This window comes from Cellulomonas sp. Leaf334 (genome assembly GCF_001424195.1).
Classification (GTDB): domain Bacteria; phylum Actinomycetota; class Actinomycetes; order Actinomycetales; family Cellulomonadaceae; genus Cellulomonas.
The window spans coordinates 324,387-347,703 of sequence record NZ_LMOO01000008.1 but is presented as its reverse complement, the minus strand read 5'-3'; the positions used below and the strand labels follow the sequence as shown (position 1 = coordinate 347,703).

27 protein-coding genes are annotated in these 23,317 nt (G+C 73.0%); 17 read left to right on the top strand and 10 right to left on the bottom strand.

Features of this window, described 5'->3' with window-relative positions:
• Positions 1 to 150: 150 nt before the first annotated feature.
• Together ASF78_RS19680 and ASF78_RS19675 are read right to left on the bottom strand one after the other, a co-directional pair.
• On the bottom strand, positions 151 to 1,101 hold the full coding sequence (locus ASF78_RS19680) for a metallophosphoesterase (protein WP_056593561.1): 951 nt from the start codon (positions 1,099 to 1,101) through the stop codon (positions 151 to 153).
• Entirely contained in the window at positions 1,101 to 3,551 is a 2,451-nt protein-coding gene (locus ASF78_RS19675) for a transglycosylase domain-containing protein (RefSeq protein ID WP_056593558.1), read from the bottom strand. The genes ASF78_RS19680 and ASF78_RS19675 overlap by 1 nt, the downstream gene beginning before the upstream one ends.
• 233 nt (positions 3,552 to 3,784) lie before the next feature.
• On the opposite strand from ASF78_RS19675, the gene ASF78_RS19670 reads away from it, so the two are divergent.
• From ASF78_RS19670 to ASF78_RS19665, 3 genes are read left to right on the top strand one after another with little or no spacing between them, the layout of a single operon-like run.
• Positions 3,785 to 4,078: a WhiB family transcriptional regulator gene (locus ASF78_RS19670; RefSeq protein ID WP_304437713.1), complete on the top strand. Its 294-nt coding sequence runs from the start codon at positions 3,785 to 3,787 to the stop codon at positions 4,076 to 4,078.
• A 38-nt stretch (positions 4,079 to 4,116) separates the two neighbouring features.
• Positions 4,117 to 4,275, top strand: a complete 159-nt coding sequence (locus ASF78_RS22495) for a DUF4177 domain-containing protein (RefSeq protein WP_146847999.1) — start codon at positions 4,117 to 4,119, stop codon at positions 4,273 to 4,275.
• Complete coding sequence (locus ASF78_RS19665; protein ID WP_056593555.1) at positions 4,275 to 4,769, top strand: RidA family protein; 495 nt, start codon at positions 4,275 to 4,277, stop codon at positions 4,767 to 4,769. The genes ASF78_RS22495 and ASF78_RS19665 overlap by 1 nt, the downstream gene beginning before the upstream one ends.
• Here the strand turns inward: ASF78_RS19665 and ASF78_RS19660 are convergent.
• Entirely contained in the window at positions 4,766 to 5,443 is a 678-nt protein-coding gene (locus ASF78_RS19660) for a Crp/Fnr family transcriptional regulator (protein ID WP_056593552.1), read from the bottom strand. The genes ASF78_RS19665 and ASF78_RS19660 overlap by 4 nt on opposite strands.
• A 126-nt stretch (positions 5,444 to 5,569) precedes the next feature.
• A complete protein-coding gene (locus ASF78_RS19655; protein ID WP_056593549.1) occupies positions 5,570 to 5,980 on the bottom strand; it encodes a hypothetical protein in 411 nt (136 codons plus the stop codon).
• 177 nt (positions 5,981 to 6,157) lie between these two features.
• On the opposite strand from ASF78_RS19655, the gene nth reads away from it, so the two are divergent.
• A complete protein-coding gene (nth, locus tag ASF78_RS19650; protein ID WP_056593547.1) occupies positions 6,158 to 6,859 on the top strand; it encodes an endonuclease III in 702 nt (233 codons plus the stop codon).
• Here nth and ASF78_RS19645 read toward each other — a convergent pair.
• From ASF78_RS19645 to ASF78_RS19635, 3 genes are all read right to left on the bottom strand, one after another.
• Positions 6,849 to 7,790, bottom strand: coding sequence for an alpha/beta fold hydrolase (locus ASF78_RS19645; protein WP_056593544.1), 942 nt, complete (start codon positions 7,788 to 7,790; stop codon positions 6,849 to 6,851). The two genes, nth and ASF78_RS19645, sit on opposite strands and share 11 nt — an antisense overlap.
• Before the next feature lie 11 nt (positions 7,791 to 7,801).
• On the bottom strand, positions 7,802 to 9,082 hold the full coding sequence (gene nhaA / locus ASF78_RS19640) for a Na+/H+ antiporter NhaA (RefSeq protein WP_056593541.1): 1,281 nt from the start codon (positions 9,080 to 9,082) through the stop codon (positions 7,802 to 7,804).
• A gap of 62 nt (positions 9,083 to 9,144) precedes the next feature.
• Positions 9,145 to 9,873, bottom strand: a complete 729-nt coding sequence (locus tag ASF78_RS19635) for a response regulator transcription factor (protein ID WP_056593539.1) — start codon at positions 9,871 to 9,873, stop codon at positions 9,145 to 9,147.
• Positions 9,874 to 10,083: 210 nt separating this feature from the next.
• Here ASF78_RS19635 and ASF78_RS19630 point away from each other — a divergent pair, with 210 nt between their 5' ends.
• The 3 genes from ASF78_RS19630 (at position 10,084) to ASF78_RS19620 (ending at position 11,810) form a co-directional block, all read left to right on the top strand.
• Positions 10,084 to 10,818: a hypothetical protein gene (locus ASF78_RS19630; protein ID WP_056593536.1), complete on the top strand. Its 735-nt coding sequence runs from the start codon at positions 10,084 to 10,086 to the stop codon at positions 10,816 to 10,818.
• A 3-nt stretch (positions 10,819 to 10,821) separates the two neighbouring features.
• Positions 10,822 to 11,283, top strand: a complete 462-nt coding sequence (locus tag ASF78_RS19625; protein WP_056593534.1) for a thioredoxin family protein — start codon at positions 10,822 to 10,824, stop codon at positions 11,281 to 11,283.
• Between the two features lie 74 nt (positions 11,284 to 11,357).
• Positions 11,358 to 11,810: a DUF4395 domain-containing protein gene (locus ASF78_RS19620; RefSeq protein WP_156374247.1), complete on the top strand. Its 453-nt coding sequence runs from the start codon at positions 11,358 to 11,360 to the stop codon at positions 11,808 to 11,810.
• On the opposite strand, the gene ASF78_RS19615 is transcribed toward ASF78_RS19620, so the two are convergent.
• Positions 11,807 to 12,178, bottom strand: a complete 372-nt coding sequence (locus ASF78_RS19615) for a DsrE family protein (RefSeq protein WP_056593531.1) — start codon at positions 12,176 to 12,178, stop codon at positions 11,807 to 11,809. The genes ASF78_RS19620 and ASF78_RS19615 overlap by 4 nt on opposite strands.
• A gap of 174 nt (positions 12,179 to 12,352) precedes the next feature.
• Here ASF78_RS19615 and ASF78_RS19610 point away from each other — a divergent pair, with 174 nt between their 5' ends.
• From ASF78_RS19610 to dtd, 8 genes are read left to right on the top strand one after another with little or no spacing between them, the layout of a single operon-like run.
• Positions 12,353 to 12,931, top strand: coding sequence for an FABP family protein (locus tag ASF78_RS19610; RefSeq protein ID WP_056594079.1), 579 nt, complete (start codon positions 12,353 to 12,355; stop codon positions 12,929 to 12,931).
• Positions 12,931 to 14,118 (top strand): folate-binding protein YgfZ, encoded by a 1,188-nt coding sequence (locus ASF78_RS19605; protein WP_056593528.1) that lies wholly within the window; start codon positions 12,931 to 12,933, stop codon positions 14,116 to 14,118. Before ASF78_RS19610 ends, ASF78_RS19605 begins: the two co-directional genes overlap by 1 nt.
• Positions 14,115 to 15,215, top strand: coding sequence for an aromatic acid exporter family protein (locus ASF78_RS19600; protein ID WP_056593523.1), 1,101 nt, complete (start codon positions 14,115 to 14,117; stop codon positions 15,213 to 15,215). The genes ASF78_RS19605 and ASF78_RS19600 overlap by 4 nt, the downstream gene beginning before the upstream one ends.
• 33 nt (positions 15,216 to 15,248) lie before the next feature.
• A complete protein-coding gene (locus ASF78_RS19595; RefSeq protein ID WP_056593520.1) occupies positions 15,249 to 15,518 on the top strand; it encodes a type II toxin-antitoxin system Phd/YefM family antitoxin in 270 nt (89 codons plus the stop codon).
• 1 nt (position 15,519) lies between these two features.
• Entirely contained in the window at positions 15,520 to 15,939 is a 420-nt protein-coding gene (locus tag ASF78_RS19590; protein WP_056593517.1) for a type II toxin-antitoxin system VapC family toxin, read from the top strand.
• A gap of 19 nt (positions 15,940 to 15,958) precedes the next feature.
• The gene (locus tag ASF78_RS19585; RefSeq protein ID WP_056593514.1) at positions 15,959 to 16,300 is read left to right on the top strand and encodes a DUF2516 family protein; all 342 of its coding nucleotides are present in this window, start codon (positions 15,959 to 15,961) and stop codon (positions 16,298 to 16,300) included.
• 11 nt (positions 16,301 to 16,311) lie between these two features.
• Positions 16,312 to 17,259 (top strand): asparaginase, encoded by a 948-nt coding sequence (locus ASF78_RS19580; protein WP_056594076.1) that lies wholly within the window; start codon positions 16,312 to 16,314, stop codon positions 17,257 to 17,259.
• Positions 17,256 to 17,693 carry a D-aminoacyl-tRNA deacylase gene (gene dtd, locus ASF78_RS19575; RefSeq protein ID WP_056593511.1) on the top strand — a complete coding sequence of 146 codons (438 nt, stop codon included), beginning with the start codon at positions 17,256 to 17,258 and terminating at the stop codon, positions 17,691 to 17,693. The genes ASF78_RS19580 and dtd overlap by 4 nt, the downstream gene beginning before the upstream one ends.
• Here the strand turns inward: dtd and ASF78_RS19570 are convergent.
• A complete protein-coding gene (locus ASF78_RS19570) occupies positions 17,690 to 18,328 on the bottom strand; it encodes a hypothetical protein (protein ID WP_156374246.1) in 639 nt (212 codons plus the stop codon). The genes dtd and ASF78_RS19570 overlap by 4 nt on opposite strands.
• A gap of 914 nt (positions 18,329 to 19,242) precedes the next feature.
• Here ASF78_RS19570 and ASF78_RS19565 point away from each other — a divergent pair.
• Together ASF78_RS19565 and ASF78_RS19560 are read left to right on the top strand one after the other, a co-directional pair.
• Positions 19,243 to 19,761, top strand: a complete 519-nt coding sequence (locus ASF78_RS19565) for an O-acetyl-ADP-ribose deacetylase (protein ID WP_056593505.1) — start codon at positions 19,243 to 19,245, stop codon at positions 19,759 to 19,761.
• A 10-nt stretch (positions 19,762 to 19,771) separates the two neighbouring features.
• A complete protein-coding gene (locus tag ASF78_RS19560) occupies positions 19,772 to 20,521 on the top strand; it encodes a PIG-L deacetylase family protein (protein WP_056594073.1) in 750 nt (249 codons plus the stop codon).
• Here ASF78_RS19560 and ASF78_RS19555 read toward each other — a convergent pair whose 3' ends face one another.
• Complete coding sequence (locus tag ASF78_RS19555) at positions 20,522 to 23,299, bottom strand: cation-translocating P-type ATPase (RefSeq protein WP_369816348.1); 2,778 nt, start codon at positions 23,297 to 23,299, stop codon at positions 20,522 to 20,524. It abuts the gene before it with no gap.
• Positions 23,300 to 23,317: the final 18 nt, after the last annotated feature.

Here is a 23,317-nt window from a genome sequence, read left to right as displayed (position 1 = left end):
GGTCGACGCGGCTCGTCTCGCGGCGCCCCGGCATCGGCACGGGGGTCATCAACCACGGCATCCACGGACTGCCCGAGAACATCCACGGTGTCATCCTGAAGAGCCCGACGAGTACCCGGGAGTGCTGACGTGAGCCCTCTGGGCCCCGCGTCAGCCGGCGACGAGCGTGAGCAGCGTCGCCTCGGGTCGGCACGCGAACCGCACGGGTGCGTACGGCGAGGTCCCGAGCCCGGCGGACACGTGCATCCACGTGGAACCCGCACCGCCCGGCTGGTCCGGGCGCGGGCCCGGCCACCCGTGCAGGCCCTTGGCGCGGCGCGTGTCGAGGTCGCAGTTGGTCACCAGGGCGCCCCAGAGGGGCGCAGCGAGCTGGCCGCCGTGCGTGTGCCCGGCGATCGCCAGGTCGACGTCGTCGGCGTGCATCGCGTCGAGGACGCGGCGGTAGGGCGCGTGCGTGATGCCCAGGTGCAGGTCGACGGGCACCGGTCCGGTCCGGGCGTCGTCGACGTCGCCGGCGGCGGGGAACCGGTCGCGGTCCAGGTGCGCGTCGTCGGTCCCCACGAGGGACAGCACCCGGCCGTCGACCTTGAGCACGTCCCGGCGGTTGGTGAGGTCGACCCAGCCGGCCGACCGGAAACGCGACGTGAGCTCGCGCCAGGGCAGCTCCGCCGGGCGTCGTTCCGGGTGTCGCCGAGCGTCCGGCAGGAGGTACCTGGCGGGGTTCTTCGGGGTCGGCGCGATGTAGTCGTTGGAGCCGAGCACGAACGCCCCGGGGACTGCGAGGTGCGGCTCCAGAGCCTCCAGGAGCGCCGGCATCGCGTCGAGGTGCGCCCAGTTGTCGCCCGTGTCCACCACCAGGTGCGGGTCCAGAGACGCCAGGTCCTTGACCCAGTCGACCTTCTTGCGCTGGCCGGGCGTCAGGTGCAGGTCCGAGATGTGCAGGATGCGCAACGGGTCCTGGCCCGCGGGGAGCACGGGCACGGTGACCTGCCGCAGCGTGTACCAGCGCACCTCGACCAGCGAGGCGTACGCGAGCGCACCCGCACCGGCGAGCGCGAGCGCCCCCGCGGTGCGGGCGACGCCGGACGTCGTGACCGCCACTACGGCTTCGGCCCGCCGCCGCCGCCGCCACCGTTGCCGCCACCGTTGCCGTTGCCCGGCCACCCGGGCAGGCCGGGCTGGTTCGGGTCCGGACCGGCGGGTGGCTGTCCGTTGGACAGCGTCAGGACGACCGACGTGCCGCGCGTGGCGGTGCCGGACGGGTTCTGCGCCGCGACGGTCCCGGCCGGGAGGGTCGAAGGCACCTGGGTCGGGTCCACGGCGGCGTTGAAGCCGGCCCGCTGGAGGGTCGCTCGCGCGTCAGCCTCGGACTTTCCGACGACGGACGGCACGGGAACCTTCTCGCCGAAGACGAGCTTGTCGTCCGGAGCTCCGAAGCCGGGGTTCTCGGCGCCGGCCAGGACCTGGGTCATGAAGCGCTTCCAGGTCGGTGCGGCGATGGTCGAGCCGTAGGCGTTCGGAACCCACCGGCCGTTGACCGTCATGTCCTGGACAGGCCTGGGGGCCTCGGAGAAGCCGACCCAGACGGCGGTCGCCAGCAGCGGCGTGTAGCCCACGAACCAGGTGTCCTCGTTGTTCGTCGTCGTGCCGGTCTTGCCTGCCGACGGGAACGGCGGGGCGCCGACCTTCGAGGCGGTGCCCTTCCACACGTTGCTCAGCGCGAACGTCACCGTGTTGGCGTACTTGGTCTCGACCGCCTGCGTGCAGTTGGCCGGGGGGATCGGGAGCTCCTCGCCCTGGGCGTTCTGGACGCTGGTGATCGCGATCGGCTTGCAGTAGATGCCGCCCGACGCGAACGTGGCGAACGCCGACGCCATCGTCAGGGGGGCCACGGAGTCGGTGCCGAGGACGTTCGACGGGTTGACCGACGGCGTGGTCGTACCGTCCGGCTTCGGCTTGGCCGTGTGCACGCCCAGGGCCTCCGCGCCCTTCATGATGTTGCACATGTCCAGCTGGCTGGCCATGGTCACGTAGGCGAGGTTGACCGACTGCTGCGTGCCCTGCAGCACGGTCATCATCCCGGCGCCGCCCTCGGAGTTCCGGACCGGCCAGGGGACGTTCCCGCCCTTGGCGCCGCAGGTGGTGAACATGTTCTCGTTCATGGTCCGCGCGGTGCCGTTGACCTGCTCGTAGAGGCTGTGGCCCTGCTTGAGCCACTCGAGCAGGGTGAGCGGCTTGAACGTCGAGCCCGGTGCGAAGCCGCCCGAGCCGCCGTACGCGCCGTCGGTGTTGAAGTTGACGGACTCCTCGCGCGTCCCGGGCGTCGCCGCCGCTGCGTACGTCCGGTTCTGCGCCATCGACAGGACCTTGCCGGTGCCGGGCTGCACGGTCACGATCGCGCTGGCGACACCCGACGGGTCGTCGACCGGGATGCCGGCCTTCACCTCGGCATCGGCCAACCGCTGCATCCCCGGGTCGAGCGTCGTGGTGATGGTGAGCCCGCCCTGGTACAGCAGGCCGATCCGCTCGTCCCGAGTGGCACCGAAGGCCTCGTCGTTCGCGATGATCTTGGTGACGAAGTCGCAGAAGTAGCCGGAGCCGGCGATCACGTCGCCCGCTGCCATGCAGCCCTGCTTCAGCGGGGTGACGTGCAGGGTGTCCGGGAGCGGCGTCGCGACGCCGGCGGCGTACTCCTCGTCGGTGATGAAGCCCTGCTCGTTCATGAGCTTCAGGACGCGGTCACGTCGCGTCTGTGAGGCCTCGGGGTTGAGCACCGGGTCCCACTTGGTCGGGCTCTGCGTGACACCCGCGATCGTGGCGGCCTCGAGGTAGTTGAGGTCCTTGGCCGGCTTGGTGAAGTAGTACTGCGCCGCGGACTCCGCCCCGTAGACCGAGGCACCGAACGGCGCGATGTTCAGGTACTTCTCGAGGATCTGCTCTTTCGTCATCGTCTTCTCGAGCGCGATCGCGAGCTTCGCCTCGCGCAGCTTGCGCGCGTACCCCTCGGTGCCGCTCGCCCCGCGGGCATCCTGGAGAGCCGCGAGCTTCTCGGCCTCGGTCTCCTTGCTGAGCGCCTCCTCGATGAGGACGTTCTTGATGTACTGCTGCGTGAGCGTCGAGGCGCCCTCCTGCCCGCCGTCCTCGTCCGTCTGGTTCTTGACGAACGCGCGGAGCATGCCGGTCGGGTCGACACCCACGTGCTTGTAGAAGCGCTTGTCCTCCGTCGCGACGACGGCCTGCTGCAGCAGCGGGGCGATCTCGGTGAGCGGGACCACCACGCGGTTCTGCGTCCAGAAGGTCGCCAGCAGCGTGCCGTCCGCGGCCTTGATGACCGACTTCTCCGGGAGCTCCTTCTGGTCGAGCTCGGTCGGCAGGTCGTCGAAGGCGGTGACCGTGATGTCGGTGACGCCGTTCGCGACGGCAACTCCGGGCAGGACGAGACCGGCGGCGAGCACCCCGGACACGCCCGCGACGAGCGCGAACGTGAGCAGGAGGGCCAGCGCCTGGAAGGCGTTGACCTGTCGGCCGCGCTGGCGCGCAGGGTTCGGCATGCCGTCAGGGTAGTAGGAGGTCCTGTCATACCCCCGCCCTCACGGCCCTCGGCGTCCCGACCTGCACGGGACCTGCACATCGGCGCAGGACCGGATCTGACCCGGTCACGCGTCCATCTGACGAAATGACCCGAACGGAGTCTCGCCACAGGGGTGCTCGGACCAGTAGTTTCCCGGCAGGACTCGGGTGCGGATGCCACGGCACGCTCCCGTCGGCGTGCTCAGGAGGATGAGTGACCACACTCGTGCAGGACGCGCACTGGACAGCGCTCGCAGCGTGCGGGACCGGCAAGGTCGCCCCCGACGCTCTCTTCGTCGAGGGCGCTGCGCAGCGTGAGGCGCGCTCGGTGTGCACGGGCTGCCCCGTCCGGCTCGCCTGCCTCGCCGACGCGCTCGACAACCGCATGGACTTCGGCGTGTGGGGCGGGATGACCGAGCGCGAACGGCGTGCCCTGCTCCGGCGGCGACCCGAGGTGCGGTCCTGGCGCAGCGAGCTCGTCGGGACGGACGTCGTCGACGCGGTGTGAGAGCGCTCCGACTGCTCGCCGGGCCCTAGGGTGAGCCCATGGCAACGACGTGGGAGTACGCGACGATTCCGCTCATCATTCACGCCACGAAGGCGATCCTCGACCAGTGGGGAGCCGACGGCTGGGAGCTCGTCCAGGTGATCCAGGGACCCGACGCCGGCCTCGTGGCCTACCTCAAGCGGCCCAAGGAGTCCTGATGGGCGCCGCCGCCCGGCTCGCGGAGCTGGGTCTGGAGCTGCCCGAGGTGGCGCTGCCCCTCGCGGCGTACGTCCCGGCCGTCCGGTCCGGCGCCTACGTCTACACCTCGGGCCAGCTGCCGTTCGTCGCGGGTGCGCTGCCGGCCACCGGCAAGGTGGGGATCGGGCCCGGCCTGATCTCCCCGGACGACGCCGCGGGCTACGCGCGGACGTGTGCGCTCAACGCGCTCGCGGCGGTCGCTGCCGTGGTCTCCGCCGACGGTGGCCCGCAGGGTGCCGACGCGCTCGACCGGATCGTGCACGTGACCAAGGTCGTCGGGTTCGTCGCGAGCGACCCGGCGTTCACCGCCCAGCCCGCCGTCGTCAACGGTGCCAGCCTCCTGCTGCACGCCGTCCTGGGCGACGCGGGTGTGCACGTGCGCTCCGCCGTGGGCGTGGCGGTGCTGCCGATGGACTCGCCGGTCGAGGTCGAGATCGTCGTCGAGCTCGCTTAGCGCGCCCGGCGCTCCAGACGCTCGACGTCGAGCAGGACCACCGCGCGGCCCTCGCGACGCACCCAGCCGCGTGCGGCGAAGTCGGCGAGGGCCTTGTTGACGGTCTCCCGCGACGCACCGACGAGCTGCGCGAGCTCCTCCTGCGTGAGGTCGTGGGCGACCCGGATTCCCTCGTCGACCTTCTCGCCGAAGCGCGTCGACAGGTCCAGCAGCGCCTTGGCGACGCGACCGGGGACGTCCGAGAACACCAGGTCGGCGAGCGCCTCGTTGGTCCGGCGCAGCCGTCGCGCGAGCGCCTGGAGCAGGTGCTGCGCCACCGTCGGCTTGTCCTGGAGCCACTGGATGAGGTCGCTGTGCCCGAGCTCGAGGACCACCGCGTCGGCGACGACCGTCGCGGTCGCCGTGCGGGGGCCGGGGTCGAAGAGGCTCAGCTCACCGAACATCTCACCCGGGCCGAGGACGGCGAGCAGGTTCTCGCGGCCGTCGTTCGAGCGTCGGCCGAGCTTGATCTTGCCCTCGCGGACGACGTAGAGCCGGTCGCCGGGCTCGCCCTCCTGGAAGAGGGCGTCGCCGCGCGCGATCTCGATCGGCTTCATCGTCGCGACGAGCGTCTCGGACGCCTCGGGGTCGAGCCCGGCGAACAGCGGCGCCGACAGCACGATGTCGTCCTCCACGGGGACACCTCACCTCTCTGGCCGCGCCCCGGGTCGTCCCGGTGGCGGCATCGTTCACGATGGAGACGGTGGAACCGGCTGCTGGTCAGCGGCCCGATCCGCACTCAGTCTGCCCCATGGATGGTGTCATCCGCGGCCCAGGGGCTCCCGCAGGCCGACGGCGACGACGGCGGGGTCCGCCGCCAGGCGCGTGATGAGCCGGTCCGTGGCCCGCGTGAGCGCGTCCTCGACCCCGGCGGCGTAGGTGGAGAGCTGCTCGTCGAGGGCCTTCAGCTCGCCCAGCCGGTCGACGGCCTCGGTGCTGGAGTCGAGCACCGCGGCGAGCGCGGCAGGGCGGGGGACGTCGAGACCGACGTCGAGCGGGAGCTGGAACGCCATCTCCTCGCCGAGCGAGTCCGGGCGGGCCGCCTGCGCGACCGCCAGGTCGAGGCGGGCGCGCACGAGCCGGCGCCACCAGGCGACCCGAGCGCGCTCGGCGCGCAGCGCGCGCCGGTCGAGGCGGAGATCATTGACCCGTTGCTCGACGGGTGACGTCATGGGGCAGGTCCTCCTCGGACGGGCACCTCGAACGGGTGCCGTGGGTGGATTCGGCCCGATACGGGCCGACCTTGAGCGCAGGCACCCGTGTGCGCCCCGGGATCACCCCAAGGGAGCAATGTCCCAGGTCAGTGGCACCCCGCACGGGTGTGGGCGGTTCGTCGTACGCTGCCGGGCGTGACTGGAGCAGAGATCGACGAGTCGCCCCTCGCCCGCACCCGTCGCGCCCGTCGCGTGGACCGTGCCCTGACCGTGCGTTACCCCGACGCGCACTGCGAGCTGGACTTCACGAGCCCGTTCGAGCTGCTGGTCGCCACCGTGCTGTCGGCGCAGACCACGGACGTCCGCGTGAACCTCACGACGCCGGTCCTCTTCGCGCGCTTCCCGGACGCGGCCGCGCTGGCGGCCGCGAACCCCGAGGAGGTCGAGGAGATCCTGCGGCCGACGGGCTTCTTCCGGGCCAAGACGAAGTCGGTGATGGGGTTGTCCCAGGCCATCGTCGACCGGTTCCACGGGGAGGTCCCGGGGCGCCTGAAGGACCTCGTGACGCTGCCGGGCGTGGGTCGCAAGACGGCCAACGTGGTGCTGGGCAACGCGTTCGGCGTCCCGGGGATCACCACGGACACGCACGTCATGCGCCTGTCCCTGCGACTCGGCTACACCACGAGCACGGACCCGCTGGTCGTCGAGCAGGAGCTCGGCGCGCTGCTGCCCCGCAAGGACTGGACGATGGCCTCGCACCGGCTGATCTTCCACGGGCGGCGCACCTGCTTCGCGCGCAGGCCCGCGTGCGGGGCGTGCCCGGTCGCGGCGATGTGCCCGTCGGCGGGGATCGGCGAGCTCGATCCCGCGAAGGCGGCAGCGATGGTCAAGCCGTGAGGGGTTCGACCTCGCGCAGCCAGGCCAGGAGCAGCTCGGTGACGCGCTCGGGCTCCTCCTCCGCGGGGTAGTGGCCGGCCTGCGGCAGCAGCTCGTACTGGTAGCGCGACGCCACCAGCGCGGCCGTGTCCTTGGACAGGGCTGCGCGGGACGCAGGTCGCAGCCCGTCGCGACCGCCGTGCACCTGCAGGACCGGGAGCGGCCGGGTGCTCTCCGCGAGCGTCGAGTGGTAGCGGCGGCCGTCGGGGCGGGGCCGTGACCGGACCATCCAGCGCAGCTGCTCCATCTGGCTGTGCGCCGCGAAGGGCACGCGCGCCGCGGACCGGTACATCGTCTCCGCACGGGGGTCGAGCCAGCCCGTCACGCCGCCCCAGTCGCGCAGGAGCTGGACCACCAGGTCGCCCTCCATCAGGGCCTGCTCCGGGAACGACGGCAGCTGCACGAACGCCAGCCGGCGCAGCGCGGACGGGCGGACGGCGGTACGGGGGTGCCGACGGGTGTCCAGCGGGTGGGGGGCCGCGAGCGCGGCGACCGCGCGGACGCGGGCGGGGTGCAGGCCGGCCATCGCCCACGCGATCTCGCCGCCCGTGCCGCTGCCGACGATCACCGCGTCCGCGGCGCCGAGCGACTGGATGACACCCGCGACGTCGGCGGACAGCGTCGGGACGTCGTAGCCCACCGGTGGCTTGTCGGAGCCCCCCGTGCCGCGGACGTCCATCGCCGCCACCCGGTAGCCCGCGTCGGCGAGGGCGGGCAGCTGGTGGCGCCACGCCCACCAGAACTGCGGGATCCCGTGCAGGAGCACGACCAGAGGGGCGTCGCGGTCGTCGGGGCCGGCGACGGCCACGTGGAACCGTGCGCCGTTCGCGGCCACGTAGCGGTGCTCCCACGGGCCGTCGACGAGGAGCGAGGCGGAGTCGACGGTGCTCATCGGTGCCGAACCTACCCGGTCTCGTCGGTGTCGCGTGAGGCCCGGGCTGCCACGTGCGCGTGATGCCGGTCGCGCTGGTACAGGGCTGTCCCGCCGAGGACGGCCGCGACGAGCGACGCCACGAGCACGGAGACGACGACGTGGTCGTCGTGCGGGCTCCCGGCGCCGAACGCGAGCTCGCCCACGAGCAGCGAGACGGTGAACCCGATCCCGCCGACCAGCCCGACGGCCCCCACGTCCGCCCAGCCGAGGCCGGGGGCCAGCGTCGCGCGCGTGAACCGGGCGACCAGCCAGGTGGCACCGAGGATGCCCAGAGGCTTGCCGACGACGAGGCCGAGCGCGACGCCCTGCGCGACGGGGTCGTCGAACGTCGTCCGCACCGTGCCGAGGCTGAGGGTCACCCCCGCCGCGAACAGCGCGAACACGGGCACGGCGATCCCGGCGGACAGGGGTCGCCACAGGTGCTCCCACCGTTCCGCGAGCGACTCCGTCGGCAGCGCGTCGAGCCGGAGCGCCCGTCGGGTGGCCTCGGGCGTGGCGGGCACGACGAGACCGAGAGCGACCCCCGCGATCGTCGCGTGGACGCCGGACGCGTGGACCGCCGCCCACGCGACGACGCCGAGGGGCACCAGCAGCCACCCGCTGACCCAGCCCCGCCGGATCAGGAGCGCGAACACGACCACGGTCGCGACGCCGGCGCCCAGCCAGAGCGCGGAGACCGATTCGGTGTAGACCGCGCCGATGACGATGATCGCGAGCAGGTCGTCGACGACCGCGAGGGTGAGCAGGAACGCGCGCAACGCGTTCGGCAGGCTGCGCCCCACGATCGCGAGGACGGACACCGCGAACGCGATGTCCGTCGCCGTCGGGACCGCCCACCCGCGCACGTTGCCGTCGGGGGACGACAGGTTGACGGCGAGGTAGATGGCGGCGGGGACGAGCATGCCGCCGACCGCGGCGACGATGGGCACCACCGCCGTGCGCGGGTTGCGCAGCTCACCGGCGACGATCTCCCGCTTGAGCTCGAGCCCCACGACGAAGAAGAAGATCGCGAGCAGCCCGTCGGTCGCCCAGGTGGCGAGGGTGAGGTCGAGGTGCAGCGCCGCGGGTCCGACGACGGTGTCCGAGACCGCCGTGTACGACGCCGGTGCGACGTTGGCCCACAGCAGGGCGACGACGGTGCCGGCGAGCAGCAGGGACCCGCCGACGCGTTCGCCGCGCAGGGTGTCGAGCAGGTTGCGCTCGGCGCCGGGGGAGAGGGCGGCGAACAGGCGACGGGCGGGCGTGGGCACGAGGACCTCCGGGCAGGCTGGTGGGACTGCCGACCAGGCTTCCCGGCGCACCGCGGGACAGGCTACGCGTCCGCGGGCTCCGGGACCTCGTTGCGACCGTCCACCGCGCCACGGCGGTCCTTCGGTGGGTCGAAGCGGTAGCCGACGTTGCGGACCGTGCCGATGAGCTGCTCGTGCTCGGGCCCGAGCTTGGCGCGCAGGCGTCGCACGTGGACGTCGACCGTCCGGGTGCCTCCGTAGTAGTCGTAGCCCCAGACCTCCTGCAGCAGCTGGGCACGCGTGAACACGCGGCCAGGGTGCTGGACCAGGTACTTGAGGAGCTCGAACTCCTTGTAGGTGAGGTCGAGCGGCCGACCACGGAGCCGGGCGGTGTAGCCCCCGGCGTCGATCGTGAGCTCGCCGGACGAGATCTCCTGCGGCGCGTCGTCGTACCCCGCGGTGGCCGCACGCTCCATGACCAGCCGGAACCGCGTCTCGACCTCGGCCGGGTTGGCGGTCTCCAGGATGATGTCGTCCGCGCCCCACTCGGCCGTGACGACCGTGAGGCCGCCCTCGGTGAGCACGAGGATGAGCGGGACGGTCAGCCCGGTCGCGCGCAGCAGCCGGCAGGTGGTCCTGGCCGTGACCAGGTCGCGTCGTGCGTCGAGCACGACGATGTCCGCGTCCGGTGCGTCCACGAGAGCCGACGGTTCGACGGGAAGCACACGGACGCGGTGGGACAACAGACCGAGGGCCGGGAGCACCTGGGCGGAGCCCCCGGACGCTGGAGTGAGCAGCAGCAGATCTGCCACCTGGGACCTCCCCGCGTGCGAGTGGGGGCAACGGTACCGCGCGACCCGAGCAACCTGCGCCCGCGGGTCGGGTGATGGCGCGTCTCACCGGTTTGCGCCGGCCCGATCTCACCGGGATGCGACAATCGGCGGCGTGCTCCTCCCCTCCGTGCCGACCGTTCCGCCGTGCGTACCCCCGGTGACCCCGGTCGCAGGACGGTAGGGGACTCCATGCAGCTCGCCACCAGGGCGGTCGTCACGGCCGTGCTCGCCGCCGCCGTGGCCGTCGCCGGCTACCTCGGCGGCCTGCCGCTGAGCGCCACCGCGGCGGTCCTCGCGATCCTGCTCGCCCTCGGCTGGCCGGCGCTCGCGGGCCTGCCGTTCAAGCCGGGGTCCGCGACGGTCGTCGCGCTGGGAGGCGTCGGTGCCGTCGCCGTCGTCCATCTCACCGTCACGCAGCCGTACCTGCGGGACCTCCCGGTCGTCTTCGCGGCCGCGATCCTGCTCGCGTTCCTCAACGAGCTCCTGCGGCGCGACGGCCGCACCCGCCTCGTCGAGTCGGTGTCCGGGACGGTCGCCGGCACGCTCGTCGCGGTCGCCGTGGCCGGGTGGGTCGCGATCGGCCGGACGCCCGGCGGGGAGCCGATCGTGGTCGTCGGTGCCCTCGCGCTGGCCGTCGGCTCGGTCGTCGTCGCGCTGCACCTTCGGCCGTGGGTCGGTGCGCTGGCCACCGCGGGGGCCGCAGCCGCGGCCGGTGCCCTGGGCGGGGTCCTGCTCCCGGCGATCGACCCCCTGGCGGGCGCGCTGCTGGGGCTCTCCGTCGGGGTGCTCGTCGCCACCCTGCACGCGCTCTTCGACCAGCTGCCGTCGCTCCAGAAGCGCTGGCCGTCGCTGGCCGCCGTGACCCTGCCGGTGACCGTGACGGGCATCCTCGTGTACGTCGTCGGCCGGGTCCTGGTGGGCTGACGCGTGGACCGCGTCCTGCTCGTCCTCGCCCTCCTGGCCGTCGCGGCGGTGCTGGGCCTGTGGTGGCGGTCGCGCAACGGCCGCTACACCGCGGTGGACCGGGCGCTGCTCGCGGACGTCCCGGTCGACGTGGTCGACGACGCGCGCCTCACCGCCGACGAGCTCGGGGTGCCGCTGGGCAACCGGGCGACGTTCGTGCAGTTCTCCAGCGAGGTCTGTGCGCCCTGCCGCCGCACCCACGCGGTCCTCGCGCAGCTCATCACCGAGCACGAGGGCCTCTCACACGTCGAGATGGACGTGGTCGAGCACCTGGGTCTCGTGCGACGCTTCGGCATCATGCGCACCCCGACCACGCTCCTGCTCGACGCCCGCGGCGTCGTGGTCGGACGCCTGTCCGGTGCCACGGACCGTCGGCACGCGCTCGCGGCTCTCGACTCGTGTCCGGGCGGGGTCTCCGCAGCCTGAGCCGGCTCCCGGCGCGGGCGCGCAGCCCCCGGCCGATGGACCCCTCATCCTTGCGCGACCCCCTGGAGCCCTCCATGAGCACGCCCGTCCCCGCCGGCATCGACCCCCGCGCCCCACGCTTCGGCGCCGCCGTCACCCTCGTCCTGCTCGTCGCCGTCCTCCTGCTCGGCACCAGCCCGGCCGCCTACGTCGTCCTGGGCGTGATCGTCGCGAGCTTCGCGCTCGGTGCGTTCGGCGGCATCGGTCGCACCTGGCAGGGCTGGGTGTTCCGCACGCTCGTCCGCCCGCGCCTTGCGCCGCCGACCGAGCTCGAGGACCCCCGGCCGCCGACGTTCGCGCAGCTGGTGGGTCTGATCATCACGGGTGCGGGGCTGGTGCTCGGGCTGGCCGGCGTCGCCGTCGCCGTCCAGGTCGCCGCCGCGTTCGCGCTGGTCGCGGCGTTCCTCAACGCGGTGTTCGGGCTGTGCCTGGGGTGCGAGATGTACCTGCTGGGCCTGCGGCTGCGCGCCGGGCGCGCCGCCGTCTAGTAGACGAGCGCCTGGGCCCGCTCCGCCAGGGACTCCTCGACGAACACGGCCGCGCCGGCGATCCGGACGCCCGGCAGCACGTCCTGCGGACCGATGCCCCGGCGGGCGGCGCACTGCGTGCACACGGTCACGCGGCCGCCCTCGAGCACCAGGTCCAACAGCTCGCCCAGGGGGGTCGCGTGCTCCAGGACGAGGTCGGCCGCGCGCCCCGGGAGCCCGAACCACGCCGACTCGCCCGTGAGCCACAGGCTGACGTCCGCACCGGCCGCGACGGCGGCAGCAGCCACGGTGAACGCCTGGTTGGTGGCCTCCGGACGGTCGGTGCCGGACGTGGTCTTGATCACCAGGGGACGTGGCGTAGGACTCATCGGAACAGGTTAGGGGTCAGTGCTCGTTAGGATCGTCGGCATGACTGGGCTCGAGATCTTCTTCATCGGCCTGCTGGTCGCGGCGACACTGGTGATCGGTTGGTTCTCCGTCTTCGTCGTGTACCGGCTCTACAAGGGCCAGCGCTGACGTCTGCCGTGATGCTGGGAGGCTCCATGCCGTTCGTCCTCGACCCCGAGGGTCTCGCTCCCGAGGTGTACCCGCTCGCGTGGCTCGTCGGCACGTGGCGCGGTGAGGGCGTCGTCGACTACCCCGGTATCGACGAGGCGACGTTCACGCAGGAGATCGTCATCGCCAGCGACGGCGGGCCGTACCTGTCGTACACGTCGACCATCCGCCTCGTCGTGGCGCCGTCCAGCACCGCTGCACTGGAGGACGAGCCGCCCGCGCCCGTCTGGCAGACCGAGTCCGGCTACTGGCGGATCCCGCCCGAGCGGCCCGCGGACTGGGGGCTGACCGAGGACCAGCATGCCGTGGAGCTCCTCGTCGCGGACCCGTCGGGACACGTCGCCGTGTACATCGGGGCGGTCGGCAAGGGACGCATCGACCTGGTGAGCGACGCCATCGTGCGCACGGCCTCCGGGGCCGACGTCAGTGCCGGCAAGCGCCTGTACGGGCTCGTCAACGGCGAGCTCATGTGGGCGCACGACATCGCCGCGTTCGGTCACCCTATGCAGTCCTACGCCTCCGGCCGCCTCGCGCGCGTCGAGGCCCTCACCGACGACGAGGCCTGATGACCACCGACGTTCCCGTCGAGACGCCTTCCGCACACGGCGAGCCTCCCCGTCACGTCAGTCCCTTGCTGGCCCGACGAGGTGCAGTCCGGGGGGCCGGCCCCGACGACGGGGTCGCATGGCACTACGGCGACCCCACCGCCGAGCAGCGCGCCCTGTCCCGCGGCGGTGCCGTCGTGGACCAGTCGCACCTCGGCGTCGTCACCGTCACCGGCCCCGACCGGCTGACCTGGCTGAACTCCATCACCACGCAGGAGCTGACCGCGCTGACGCCGCGGACCTCGACGGAGCTGCTGGTGCTCAGCCCGCAGGGGCACGTCGAGCACGCCGCGGCAGTCGTCGACGACGGCGAGACCACCTGGCTGATCACCGAGACGCCGATCGCGCTGGCGGCGTGGCTGAACCGGATGAAGTTCATGCTGCGCGTGGAGATCGTCGACGCGACCGACGACTGGGCCGCCATCGGCGAGCCCGTCGACGCGGAGGGCACGCCCGACGAGCCGATCACCTGGCGCGACCCGTGGCCCACCACGGCGACCGGTGGCACCCGGTACGGGCCCGCCGACGACGAGCACCCCGGCGCCGACCGCGACTGGCGGCTCGTGCTGGTCCCGCGCGACCGGCTGGTCGAGGAGGTGCGCGCACGGGAGGCCGCCGGCTGGCCGCTCGTGGGCACCTGGGCCAGTGAGGCCGCCCGCGTCGAGGCGTGGCGTCCGCGCGCGTCCCACGAGGCCGACCACCGGACCATCCCGCACGAGCTCGACTGGTTGCGCACCGCGGTGCACCTGACGAAGGGCTGCTACCGCGGGCAGGAGTCCGTCGCGCGCGTGCACAACCTCGGCCGACCCCCCCGTCGCCTCGTGATGCTGCACCTCGACGGGTCCGGGCACCTGCTGCCCGAACCCGGCGCGTCCGTGCACGACGTGGTGAAGACGGCCGACTCGCAGGAACCGGGCCGGGTCGTCGGGCACGTCACCACCGTCGCGCGCCACCACGAGCTCGGTCCGGTCGCGCTGGCAGTGGTCAAGCGGTCCGTGCCCGCGGACGCGGAGCTCGTCGTCGAGTCCGAGGCCGGGTCCGTCGCGGCCGGGCAGGAGCAGATCGTCCCGGGCGACGGTGTGTCCGTGGACCGGCCGGCGGCCCGCGGACCCCTGACCCGCGGCCTGGGGCAGCACCCGATGCTGTGACCGGTTCCGACTCGCGTGCGCGCGTCGTCGTCGAGATCCGGGTGCGCCAGGGCTGGGCGCGCGTCCGCGCTGCGTGGTTCCCGATCCTGCAGGCGTCGATCGCGGCGGCGATCGCGTTCGCCATCGCCAAGTACGCGATCGGGCACCCGTACCCGTTCTTCGCACCCGTCAGCGCGTGGATCGCGCTCGGGTTCACCACGGACCGGTCGGTCCGACGGGTCGCCGAGCTGGCCGTCGGCGTGGCCATCGGGGTCGCGCTCGGGGACCTGCTGGTGCACCTCATCGGGAACGGCGCGTGGCAGGTGGCCGTCGTCCTGTTCCTGGCCGCGATCATCGCGCGGTTCATCGACCGCGGGGGGATGCTCACCACGCAGGCGGGCGTGCAGGCGCTCGTCATCGTGGGCCTGCCGGCGATCTCCGCGACCGGGGGGCCCGTCGGCCGGTGGATCGACGCCGCGATCGGCGGTGCCGTGGCGCTCGCGGTCGCGCTGCTCACCCCGAGCGACCCCCGTCGGCACCCCCGGACCCTGGCCCGCGCTGCGGTCGAGGACCTGGCGGGCGTGCTGCGCGTCCTGGCGCGCGGTCTGCGCGCGGGGTCGACGGCGGACGTCGAGGACGCACTCGTGCGGGGGCGGGCGTCCCAGCCGGCGCTCGACGAGTGGTCCGAGACGGCGACCAACGCGGGCGAGCTGGCCCGCGTGTCCCCGACCATCCGTAAGCACCGCGAGGAGCTGGCCGGGCTCGCCGCCGACGCGGTCCTCGTCGACCGGGCCATGCGCAACGCCCGGGTGCTGGCGCGACGCTGCCTCGCGGCGGTCGAGGCGCAGACGCACGACATGACGACGATCGCCGTCCAGGTGGAGGCCACCGCCGTGGCCGTCGACGAGCTCGCCGCAGCCCTCGGCGCGGGCCGGGACCCCGAGCGCGCGCGGACGCTGCTGCTGGCGGTCTCCGGTGCGCTCGACCCGTTCCGGCTGGCCGCCCTCGACTGGCAGGTGCAGAGCCTCGTGCTGCTGCACCGCTCGCTGGTGGTCGACCTCCTGGAGGCGGCGGGCGTCGACCCGCAGGTCGCCCGAGACTCCCTGCCGGAGATCTGACCCGCGGAGCCGCGGGTTCGGTACGGTCGCTGCGTGGACGTCTCGGTCAGCGCGTTGCGCGCAGAGCTCAGGCAGTGGATCGAGGCCGCACGCGCCGGGGAGGACGTGGTCATCACCGAGCGCGGGATCCCGGTGGCGAGGCTCAGCGGCATCGCGGCGGCGGACCTGCTGACGCGGCTGGAGCGGGACGGGCTGCTGACGCCCGCCCCGGCACCGCGCCCACCGGCGCGGTCGTCCACGGAGCGCGGCGCCCCGGCAGCCAAGGGTGGGGTCTCGGACCTGGTCCGCCGGCTGCGACGCTGAGATGGCGGTCGTCTACCTCGACACCAGCGCGCTGGTGAAGCTGTGCGTCGCCGAGCCTGGTACCGCGCTGGTCGTGGCGCTGTGGGACGGCGCCGACCTCGTCGTCACGTCCCGGCTCGCCGACGCCGAGGTGCGGGCGGTGCTGGCCGGTGGCCGGCGCGCGGGTCGGCTCGACGACGAGGCCGCGGCACAGGCGCTCGCGGCGTGGGATCGGCTGTGGCCCGGGCTGCACGTGATCGAGCTGCGCGACGTCGTCACGGCGTCGGCCGCCGCGCTCGTCGGGCGCCACCCGCTGCGCGCCGCGGACGCCCTGCACCTCGCCTCCGCCCTGGAGCTGCGGTCGCCGGACCTCGTCGTCGCCGCGTGGGACGAGCACCTCGCGGCCGCGGCGCGTGCCGAGGGCCTGCTCGTCGTCCCCTGATGTCTCGTAGGCTCGCCCCGTGATCGCGAGCCTGCAGGTCGTCATCTTCATCGTCTTCTACGTCGCCATCTTCGGGCTGAGCCTGTGGGCGCTGATCGACCTGCTCCGGCGGCCGTCGAGCGCGTTCCCGCAGGCGGGGAAGCGGACCAAGGGGTTCTGGGGAGCGATCGTCGGCGTCGCCACGGCCGTGTCGTTCAGCGTGATCCCGATCCCCGGGGTGCCGCACCTCCCGTCGTTCCTCGCGCTGCTCGCCGCGGTCGGCGCGATCGTGTACCTGGTCGACGTGAAGCCCGCCGTCGCCCCGTACTCCGGCGGCCGCCGCGGACCCCGCGGACCGTCCGGCCCCTCCGGCGGCTGGTGAGCGTGCCCGACATCGGCGCCGCCGCGGTCCCGCTCGCGCGGGTGCTGCGCGGGGGACTGGTGGAGTCGGTGCACACCGGCCACGTCGTGGTGCTCGCACCCGACGGGTCGCAGCGGTTCGCCCTGGGTGACCCCGACGCGACGATGTGGGCGCGGTCGTCGCTCAAGCCGTTGCAGGCGGTCGCGATGCTGCGCGCGGGGCTCGACGTCGACGGCGCCGAGCTCGCCCTGGTGTGTGCGAGCCACAACGCCGAGCCCGCGCACCTCGACGTCGTGCGCGACATCCTCGCGGCGGCAGGACTGGGTGCCGACGACCTGCGGAACACACCCGACTGGCCCCTGGACCCCGACTCCGCGTGGCGGCGGCGCGCCGACGGGCACGGCACCGAGCCGCTCACCCAGAACTGCTCCGGCAAGCACGCCGGGATGCTCGCGACCTGTGTCGCCGCGGGGTGGCCGACCCAGGACTACCTCGACCCGGAGCACCCGTTGCAGGTGGCGACGCGTGACGTCGTCGGCGAGCTCACCGGGGTGCCCGTGGAGCTGGCGACCGTCGACGGCTGCGGCGCACCGCTGTTCTCGACGACGCTGCGCGGGCTCGCCCGCTCGTTCGCCGCCCTCGCGTCCGGTGCCGGGCTCCCGCGGCGTACCGGGCGCGCGATGTCGACGCACCCGTGGCACGTCGCCGGCACCGGTCGGGACGCCACGCGGTTCATGGAGGCGGTTCCGGGCCTCGTCGCCAAGGACGGTGCCGACGGCGTCTACGCCGCCGGCCTGCCGGACGGCGGTGCGGTCGCGCTGAAGATCCTCGACGGGTCGTCCCGGCCCCGGCCCGCCGTGCTCGCGGCCGCGCTCACCGTGGCGGGTGTCGATCGCGCGCTGGTCGAGGCCGTCGCCCTGACGCCCGTCCTGGGCCACGGCCGAGCCGTCGGCGAGGTCGTCGCGACCTTCGGCGCATGAGGGCCGTCGTCCAGCGCGTCACGCGCGCGTCCGTCACGGTCGACGGTGTCCTGGTCGGCGCGATCGACCGGCCCGGACTGGTGGCACTGGTCGGCGTGACGCCCGGCGACGGTCCCGCGCAGGTCGAGCTCGTCGCCCGGAAGATCGCCGAGCTGCGCATCCTGCGGGACGAGCAGTGCGCTGTGGACGTCGGCGCACCCGTGCTCGTCGTGAGCCAGTTCACGCTCTACGCCGACACCCGCAAGGGCCGGCGGCCCACCTGGAACGCGGCGGCGCCCGGGCCGGTCGCGCAGCCGCTGGTCGACGCCGTCGTGGAGGCCCTGCGCGCTCGCGGGCTCGAGGTGGCCACCGGGGTGTTCGGGGCGGACATGGCCGTCGAGCTGGTCAACGACGGACCCGTGACGATCCTCCTGGAGTCGGTGCCCGACGCCTAGCTCTCCCCGCAGCGGCTCGTCGCGACGCTCAGGAGCTCCATGCCGGGCGGTGGTGCCGGCGGGTCGTCGATCGCGGGGTCGGCGGTGTCGGTCAGGCGCACCCCGAACCGGTCCCGGCAGTACGCGCCGTCGCCGAGCGCCTCCCACCCGCGGGCCAGGAGCTCGGTCCCGACGTCGGCTCGTGCCGTGCCGGAGTCGTGCACCGCGTACAGGTACGACACCTGCGAGCACTCCTGCAGGCAGAGGGTGTTCTCGACGCTCGACACCGTGAGCAGCTGGGCGCCGGTCGCCACGGGCAACGACGCCCCCACGCTGGTCATGCGCGCGAGGCTGGGTCCGCCCAGCCCGCCCAGGTTGAACCCCACCGCGACCAGGACCGTCGCGGCGAGGGCCATGAACCACCCGCGGGAGGGGGCTGCGCGGAGCAGGAACCAGGTCGGGACGAGCGCCACCATCATCGCCGTGACGGCGACCACCGTGCTCACGGCGGTCCCACCGCTGCCCGTGAGGAGCAGCGTGGCGCCCACGAGGAACGCCCACACCGTCATGACGGCCAGGACGCCGACTCCGCGGAGCACCCACCTGCCGGCCGTCGCCCGACGCTCCACGTCGGCGGGCTCCGTCACCATCGCCACCACGGCACTCCCTCCCCGGCCGCGACCGCGCGGCAGCACTGATGCACACCCACGCGATCGGTGCTCCGCGGGCGGGACGGACCATACCGAAACGGGAGAAACGCCACGCCAAGAGGAGGTGCTCGGCACCCGAGCCAAAACGATTCGGTGGGAGCGAACGGAGAGGGCCCCTCGGAGTAAGCGTCCGAGGGGCCCTTCCGTGCTCGCAGGCCGTGCGTCACCGGCGGACCGGTGACCAGCGCCGCGCTGACGGTGCGGCTCCGTCTCGACCCCGGGTTTCGTCGCCGACGCGGTCACCCCGAGGGGTTCCGGCACCGACGACCCGCCGCGGGCGGGACGACTGCGAACGACCTTCCGGTCCTTGACGGCCCCCGCGTCGTCATCCGCGGGTCGTCGCGTTGCCACGACGATGTGGTCATCCGTTCTCCGGTCGGTCCGACATCCACAGCCTGTCCCCACCGACGCCACCTCCCCGAAGGGCGTTCTGCGCCGCCTGCTCGGCTCCCCGGAGGGACCCGTGCGTCGAGGTTCCGGCCCTGTCCGAGTGGTCGTCGACCCGGTCCACGCGATCTCCGAAGAGGCCACCTGACCTGCGGTTTCAGTCTCCCCGGGAGGGATCCTTCGCCTGCGGTTCTCGATCTGTCGATCTCGATGTGAGATTTCTAACCCTCTTCGGTAGGGGGCCGCAAGGGCTTCTCGGACCTTTCTTTGTCCACCGCTCCGTCCACAGCCTCGTCCACAGGTTCGCCTGCGTGAACACTCGGTAGACACAGGGGTGTGGACGAAAGATGTGGACGACGGGCGCGTCGTTCACCCGTCCGGCAGGGGGCCTCTTGTACCCTGGGAACCGGTGAAGGCCCCTCGGAGTAAGCGTCCGAGGGGCCTTACCCATGTGCGTGGGTCACGATGGTTCGATGCAGATCGAGGCCGTTCTCGGTGACATCACCACGCAGGACGTCGACGTCGTCGTCAACGCCGCGAACTCGTCCCTGCTCGGCGGTGGGGGAGTCGACGGGGCGATCCACGCCGCCGCAGGCCCCGAGCTCCTGGCCGCGTGCCGGGAGCTGCGCCGGACCACGCTGCCGGACGGGCTCCCCGTCGGGGACGCCGTCGCGACCCCCGGGTTCAGGCTCCCCGCCCGGTGGGTGATCCACACCGTCGGGCCGAACCGGCACCGGGGCCAGACGGACCCCGCGCTGCTGGCATCGTGCTTCGCACGGCCCCTGGAGCTCGCCGTGGAGCTCGGGGCGTCCAGCGTGGCGTTCCCTGCCGTCAGCGCAGGCGTGTACGGCTGGGCGGTCGAGGACGTGGCTCGGATCGCCGTCGGGACGGTCCGGGGGTGGCAGGACGTGTCCGAGGTCGGGCTCGTGCGGTTCGTGCTCTTCTCGGCCGCCGCGCTCGACGCCTTCCGTGCGGAGCTGGACCGCGCGTAGCGTCACCGGCATGCCCGAGCTGCTGCTGGCCCTGCCGGACTCCGAGTTCCGTCGCGTGCTGTGCGTCGTGGCCCACCCCGACGACGTCGAGTACGGCACCTCGTCCGCGGTGGCGGTGTGGACCGCGCGCGGTGTCGAGGTCTCCTACCTGGTGCTCACCCGCGGGGAGGCCGGCATGGACGCGTCACCGCCGGACCGCACCCGGGAGATCCGCACCCGTGAGCAGGTCGCGGGATCGGCGGCGGTCGGGGTCACCGACGTGACGTTCCTCGAGCACCCCGACGGTGTGCTCGAGTACGGGCTGCCGTTGCGGCGGGACATCGCGCGGCGCATCCGGGAGCTGCAGCCCGACGTGGTCCTCACCGGGTCGTGGGAGATCGAGTTCGTCGCCGGGCTGAACATGGCGGACCACCGGGTCGCCGGGCTGGCCACGCTCGACGCGGTGCGCGACGCCGGCAACCGGTGGGTGTTCACCGAGCTCCTCGACGACGACGGCCTGGAGCCGTGGCAGGTCCGCTGGCTGCTCGTCAGCGGAGATCCCCGCGCGACCCACGGCGTGGAGGTCACCGCAGAAGCCCTGCGGGCCGGGGTCGCATCCCTGGAAGCGCACGAGGAGTACCTCGCGGGACTGCCGGGGCACCCCGCCCCGAAGGACATGCTCCCGATGATCGCCGGCATGCAGGGGCGTGCGATGGGGGTCGAGCACGCGGTCCTGTTCCGGGCGTACGACCTCCAGGCGCCGCCGCCGATGCTCGAGTGACTACCCGCGGGCGCGTGCCGGGCTCACCGCCTCCTGCGGGTGCAGGACGAGCGCGGTGGCCGCCCGGCGCCGCATGAACACCTTGTCCAGCTCGGCGACGATCGGCAGCAGCAGCGCGAGGCCCAGGCAGGCCAGCCACTGCGGACCGGACAGCGACTGGGTCGTGAGCCACCCCTGCAGGAAGCCCAGCTCGGTCGCCAGCACGACGAGGATCACCGGGGCCGAGAGGACCTTCACCGCCGTCAGCAGGGGTGCCGCGAGGCCCGACTCCGGCTCGCGGCGCATGACCAGCCCGGACAGGACCGAAGCGAGCCCCATCACCACGAACGCCATCGTCATCGACGCCGTGGGTCGGTCGGCGGCCGGGGTGTCCGGTCCGGCCACCAGCGGGATCGCCGACGAGATGCACAGGACCATCCCGTAGAGGATCCAGCGACGCACCGCGGAGCCGTTGCTGATGCCCAGCTTCGGGTCGCGTGGCGCTCGGTCCATGATGCCGGGGCCCACCGGGTCGAGCATGATCGCGATCACCGGGAACACGACGACGAAGAAGTTGAGGAACAGGACCATCATCGGGGTCATCGCGACACCGTCGGCGATGTCGAAGACGCTGGCCGCCAGGAACAGGACCACGAGACCGATGAGCTGGCTCATCTGGAAGCGGATGTACGCGGTGATCTTCTGGTAGATGCTGCGGCCCAGCTCGACGGCGTGCACCAGGGTGCTGAAGTTGTCGTCGGTGAGCACCAGGCGGGCGGCCTGCTTGGTGACCTCGCTGCCGGAGCCCATCGCGACACCGATGTCGGCCTGCTTGATGGCGGCGGCGTCGTTGACGGCGTCGCCGGTCATGGCGACCACCAGGCCCTGCTTCTGCATGAGCTGGACGAGCCGGAGCTTGTCCTCGGGGGTGACGCGGCCGAACACGTGCAGGTCCGGCAGCCGCTCCAGCAGCTCCTCGTCGGTGAGGGCGGCCAGCTCGGGCCCGCTGATCGCGCCCGGGCCGAGACCCAGCTGCCGGCCGATCGCGCTCGCGGTCACGGCGTGGTCGCCGGTGATCATGCGGACCTCGATGCCGGCCTTGAGGGCGATCTCGACGGCCACCTTCGCGGTGGGCCGCAGCGGGTCGACGATGCCCACCAGGCCGACGAACACGAGCTGCTCGACGTAGGACATCGGGTCGGCGACCAGGGCGCTCTCGTCGGCGGGCGTGAGGAACCGCGTCGCGAACGCGAGCGTGCGCAGACCCTGGTCGGCGAGCCGGTCCATCTCCTCCTCGATGTCGGCGCGCATGGTCTCCAGCGGGACGACCTCGCCGGGGCCGGCGAGCGCGTGCGTGCAGCGCTGCAGCACCACGTCCGGGCCGCCCTTGACCACCTCGACCAGAGACCGGTCACCACGCCAGGGCAGCCAGTGGGCGGTCGCCATGAACTTGTACGCCGAGTCGAACGGCACCTCCGCGACGCGGGGGTACGTCCGGCGGCTCTCCTCCGCGTCGATGCCCAGCTTCGCGGCGAGCACCACGAGCGCGGCCTCGGTCGGGTCGCCGATGACGGCACCGTCGTCGGACACGGTCGCGTCGCTCGCCAGGCACAGGCCGTACGCGAGCGGCGTCAGGTCCGGGACCTGGGCACCGGCCGTCTGCAGGATCTTGCCCGTCTTGGCGTACCCGTTGCCCTCGACGGTGAAGTGCTGGCCCACCGTGTACAGCGCGACGACCGTCATCTCGTTGAGTGTCAGCGTGCCGGTCTTGTCGGAGTTGATCGAGCTGGTCGCCCCGAGCGTCTCGACGTCGTTGAGGTTGGCGACGACGGCCTTCGCGTCGGCGAGCTGACGCGCCCCGTACGCGAGCATGGCCTGCACGAACGTCGGCAGACCGGTCGGGATGGCGGAGATGGCCACCGCCGTGGCGAGAAAGAGCAGGTCGCTCGGGGACTGGCCGCGCGCGATGCCGATGAGCACGATGACCGCCACCGCGCTCCACGCGATGACGCCGAGGACCTTGGTGAGCTTGTCGAGCTCGCGCTGCAGCGGCGACTTCGTCTTCTCCACCGACGACAGGAGCGTCGCGATGTTCCCGATCTGCGTGGTCATGCCCGTCGCGGTGACGAGCATCGTGCCGGTACCGCGGGTGACCGACGTGTTCTGGAACGCCATGTTCGCGCGGTCGCCGAGGGGGACGTCGTCGTCGGCGAGGGTGATCACGTCCTTGCCGATCGGGGTGCTCTCGCCGGTCAGCGCGGCTTCCTGCGTCTCCATCGTCGCCGTCCGCAGCAGCCGGCCGTCGGCGGGCACGATGTCACCCGCCTCGAGCTCGACGATGTCGCCGGGCACGAGGTCGTGCGCGGGGATCTGCACCAGGGAGCCATCCCGTCGGACGCGGGACTGCGGCTCCTGCATCGTCGCCAGGGCGTCGACGCTCTTGCGCGCGAGCATCTCCTGGCGGGCCCCGATGACGACGTTCACCACCACGAGGAACCCGACGATGAGCGCCGTCGACCCCTGCCCGATGGCCGCGCTCACCGCCGCGACGGCGATGAGCATGATGTTCATCGGGTCGCGCAGCTGCTGGAACACCACTGCCCACACCGACGGTGGCGCCTGTGCGGTGAGGGTGTTCGAGCCGTACCGCTCCCGCCGGGCGGAGACCTCCGCCGCGGACAGCCCCGTCGTCGGGTCGGTGCCCAGCTCCGCGGTCGCGGCGTCCGGGTCGAGGGCCCACCATCGCGTAGCAGGGCTGGCAGGGGTGGAGGAAGACGGGGGTGCAGCGATCTCTGTCACGTGCGCTCCTGGGCCGCA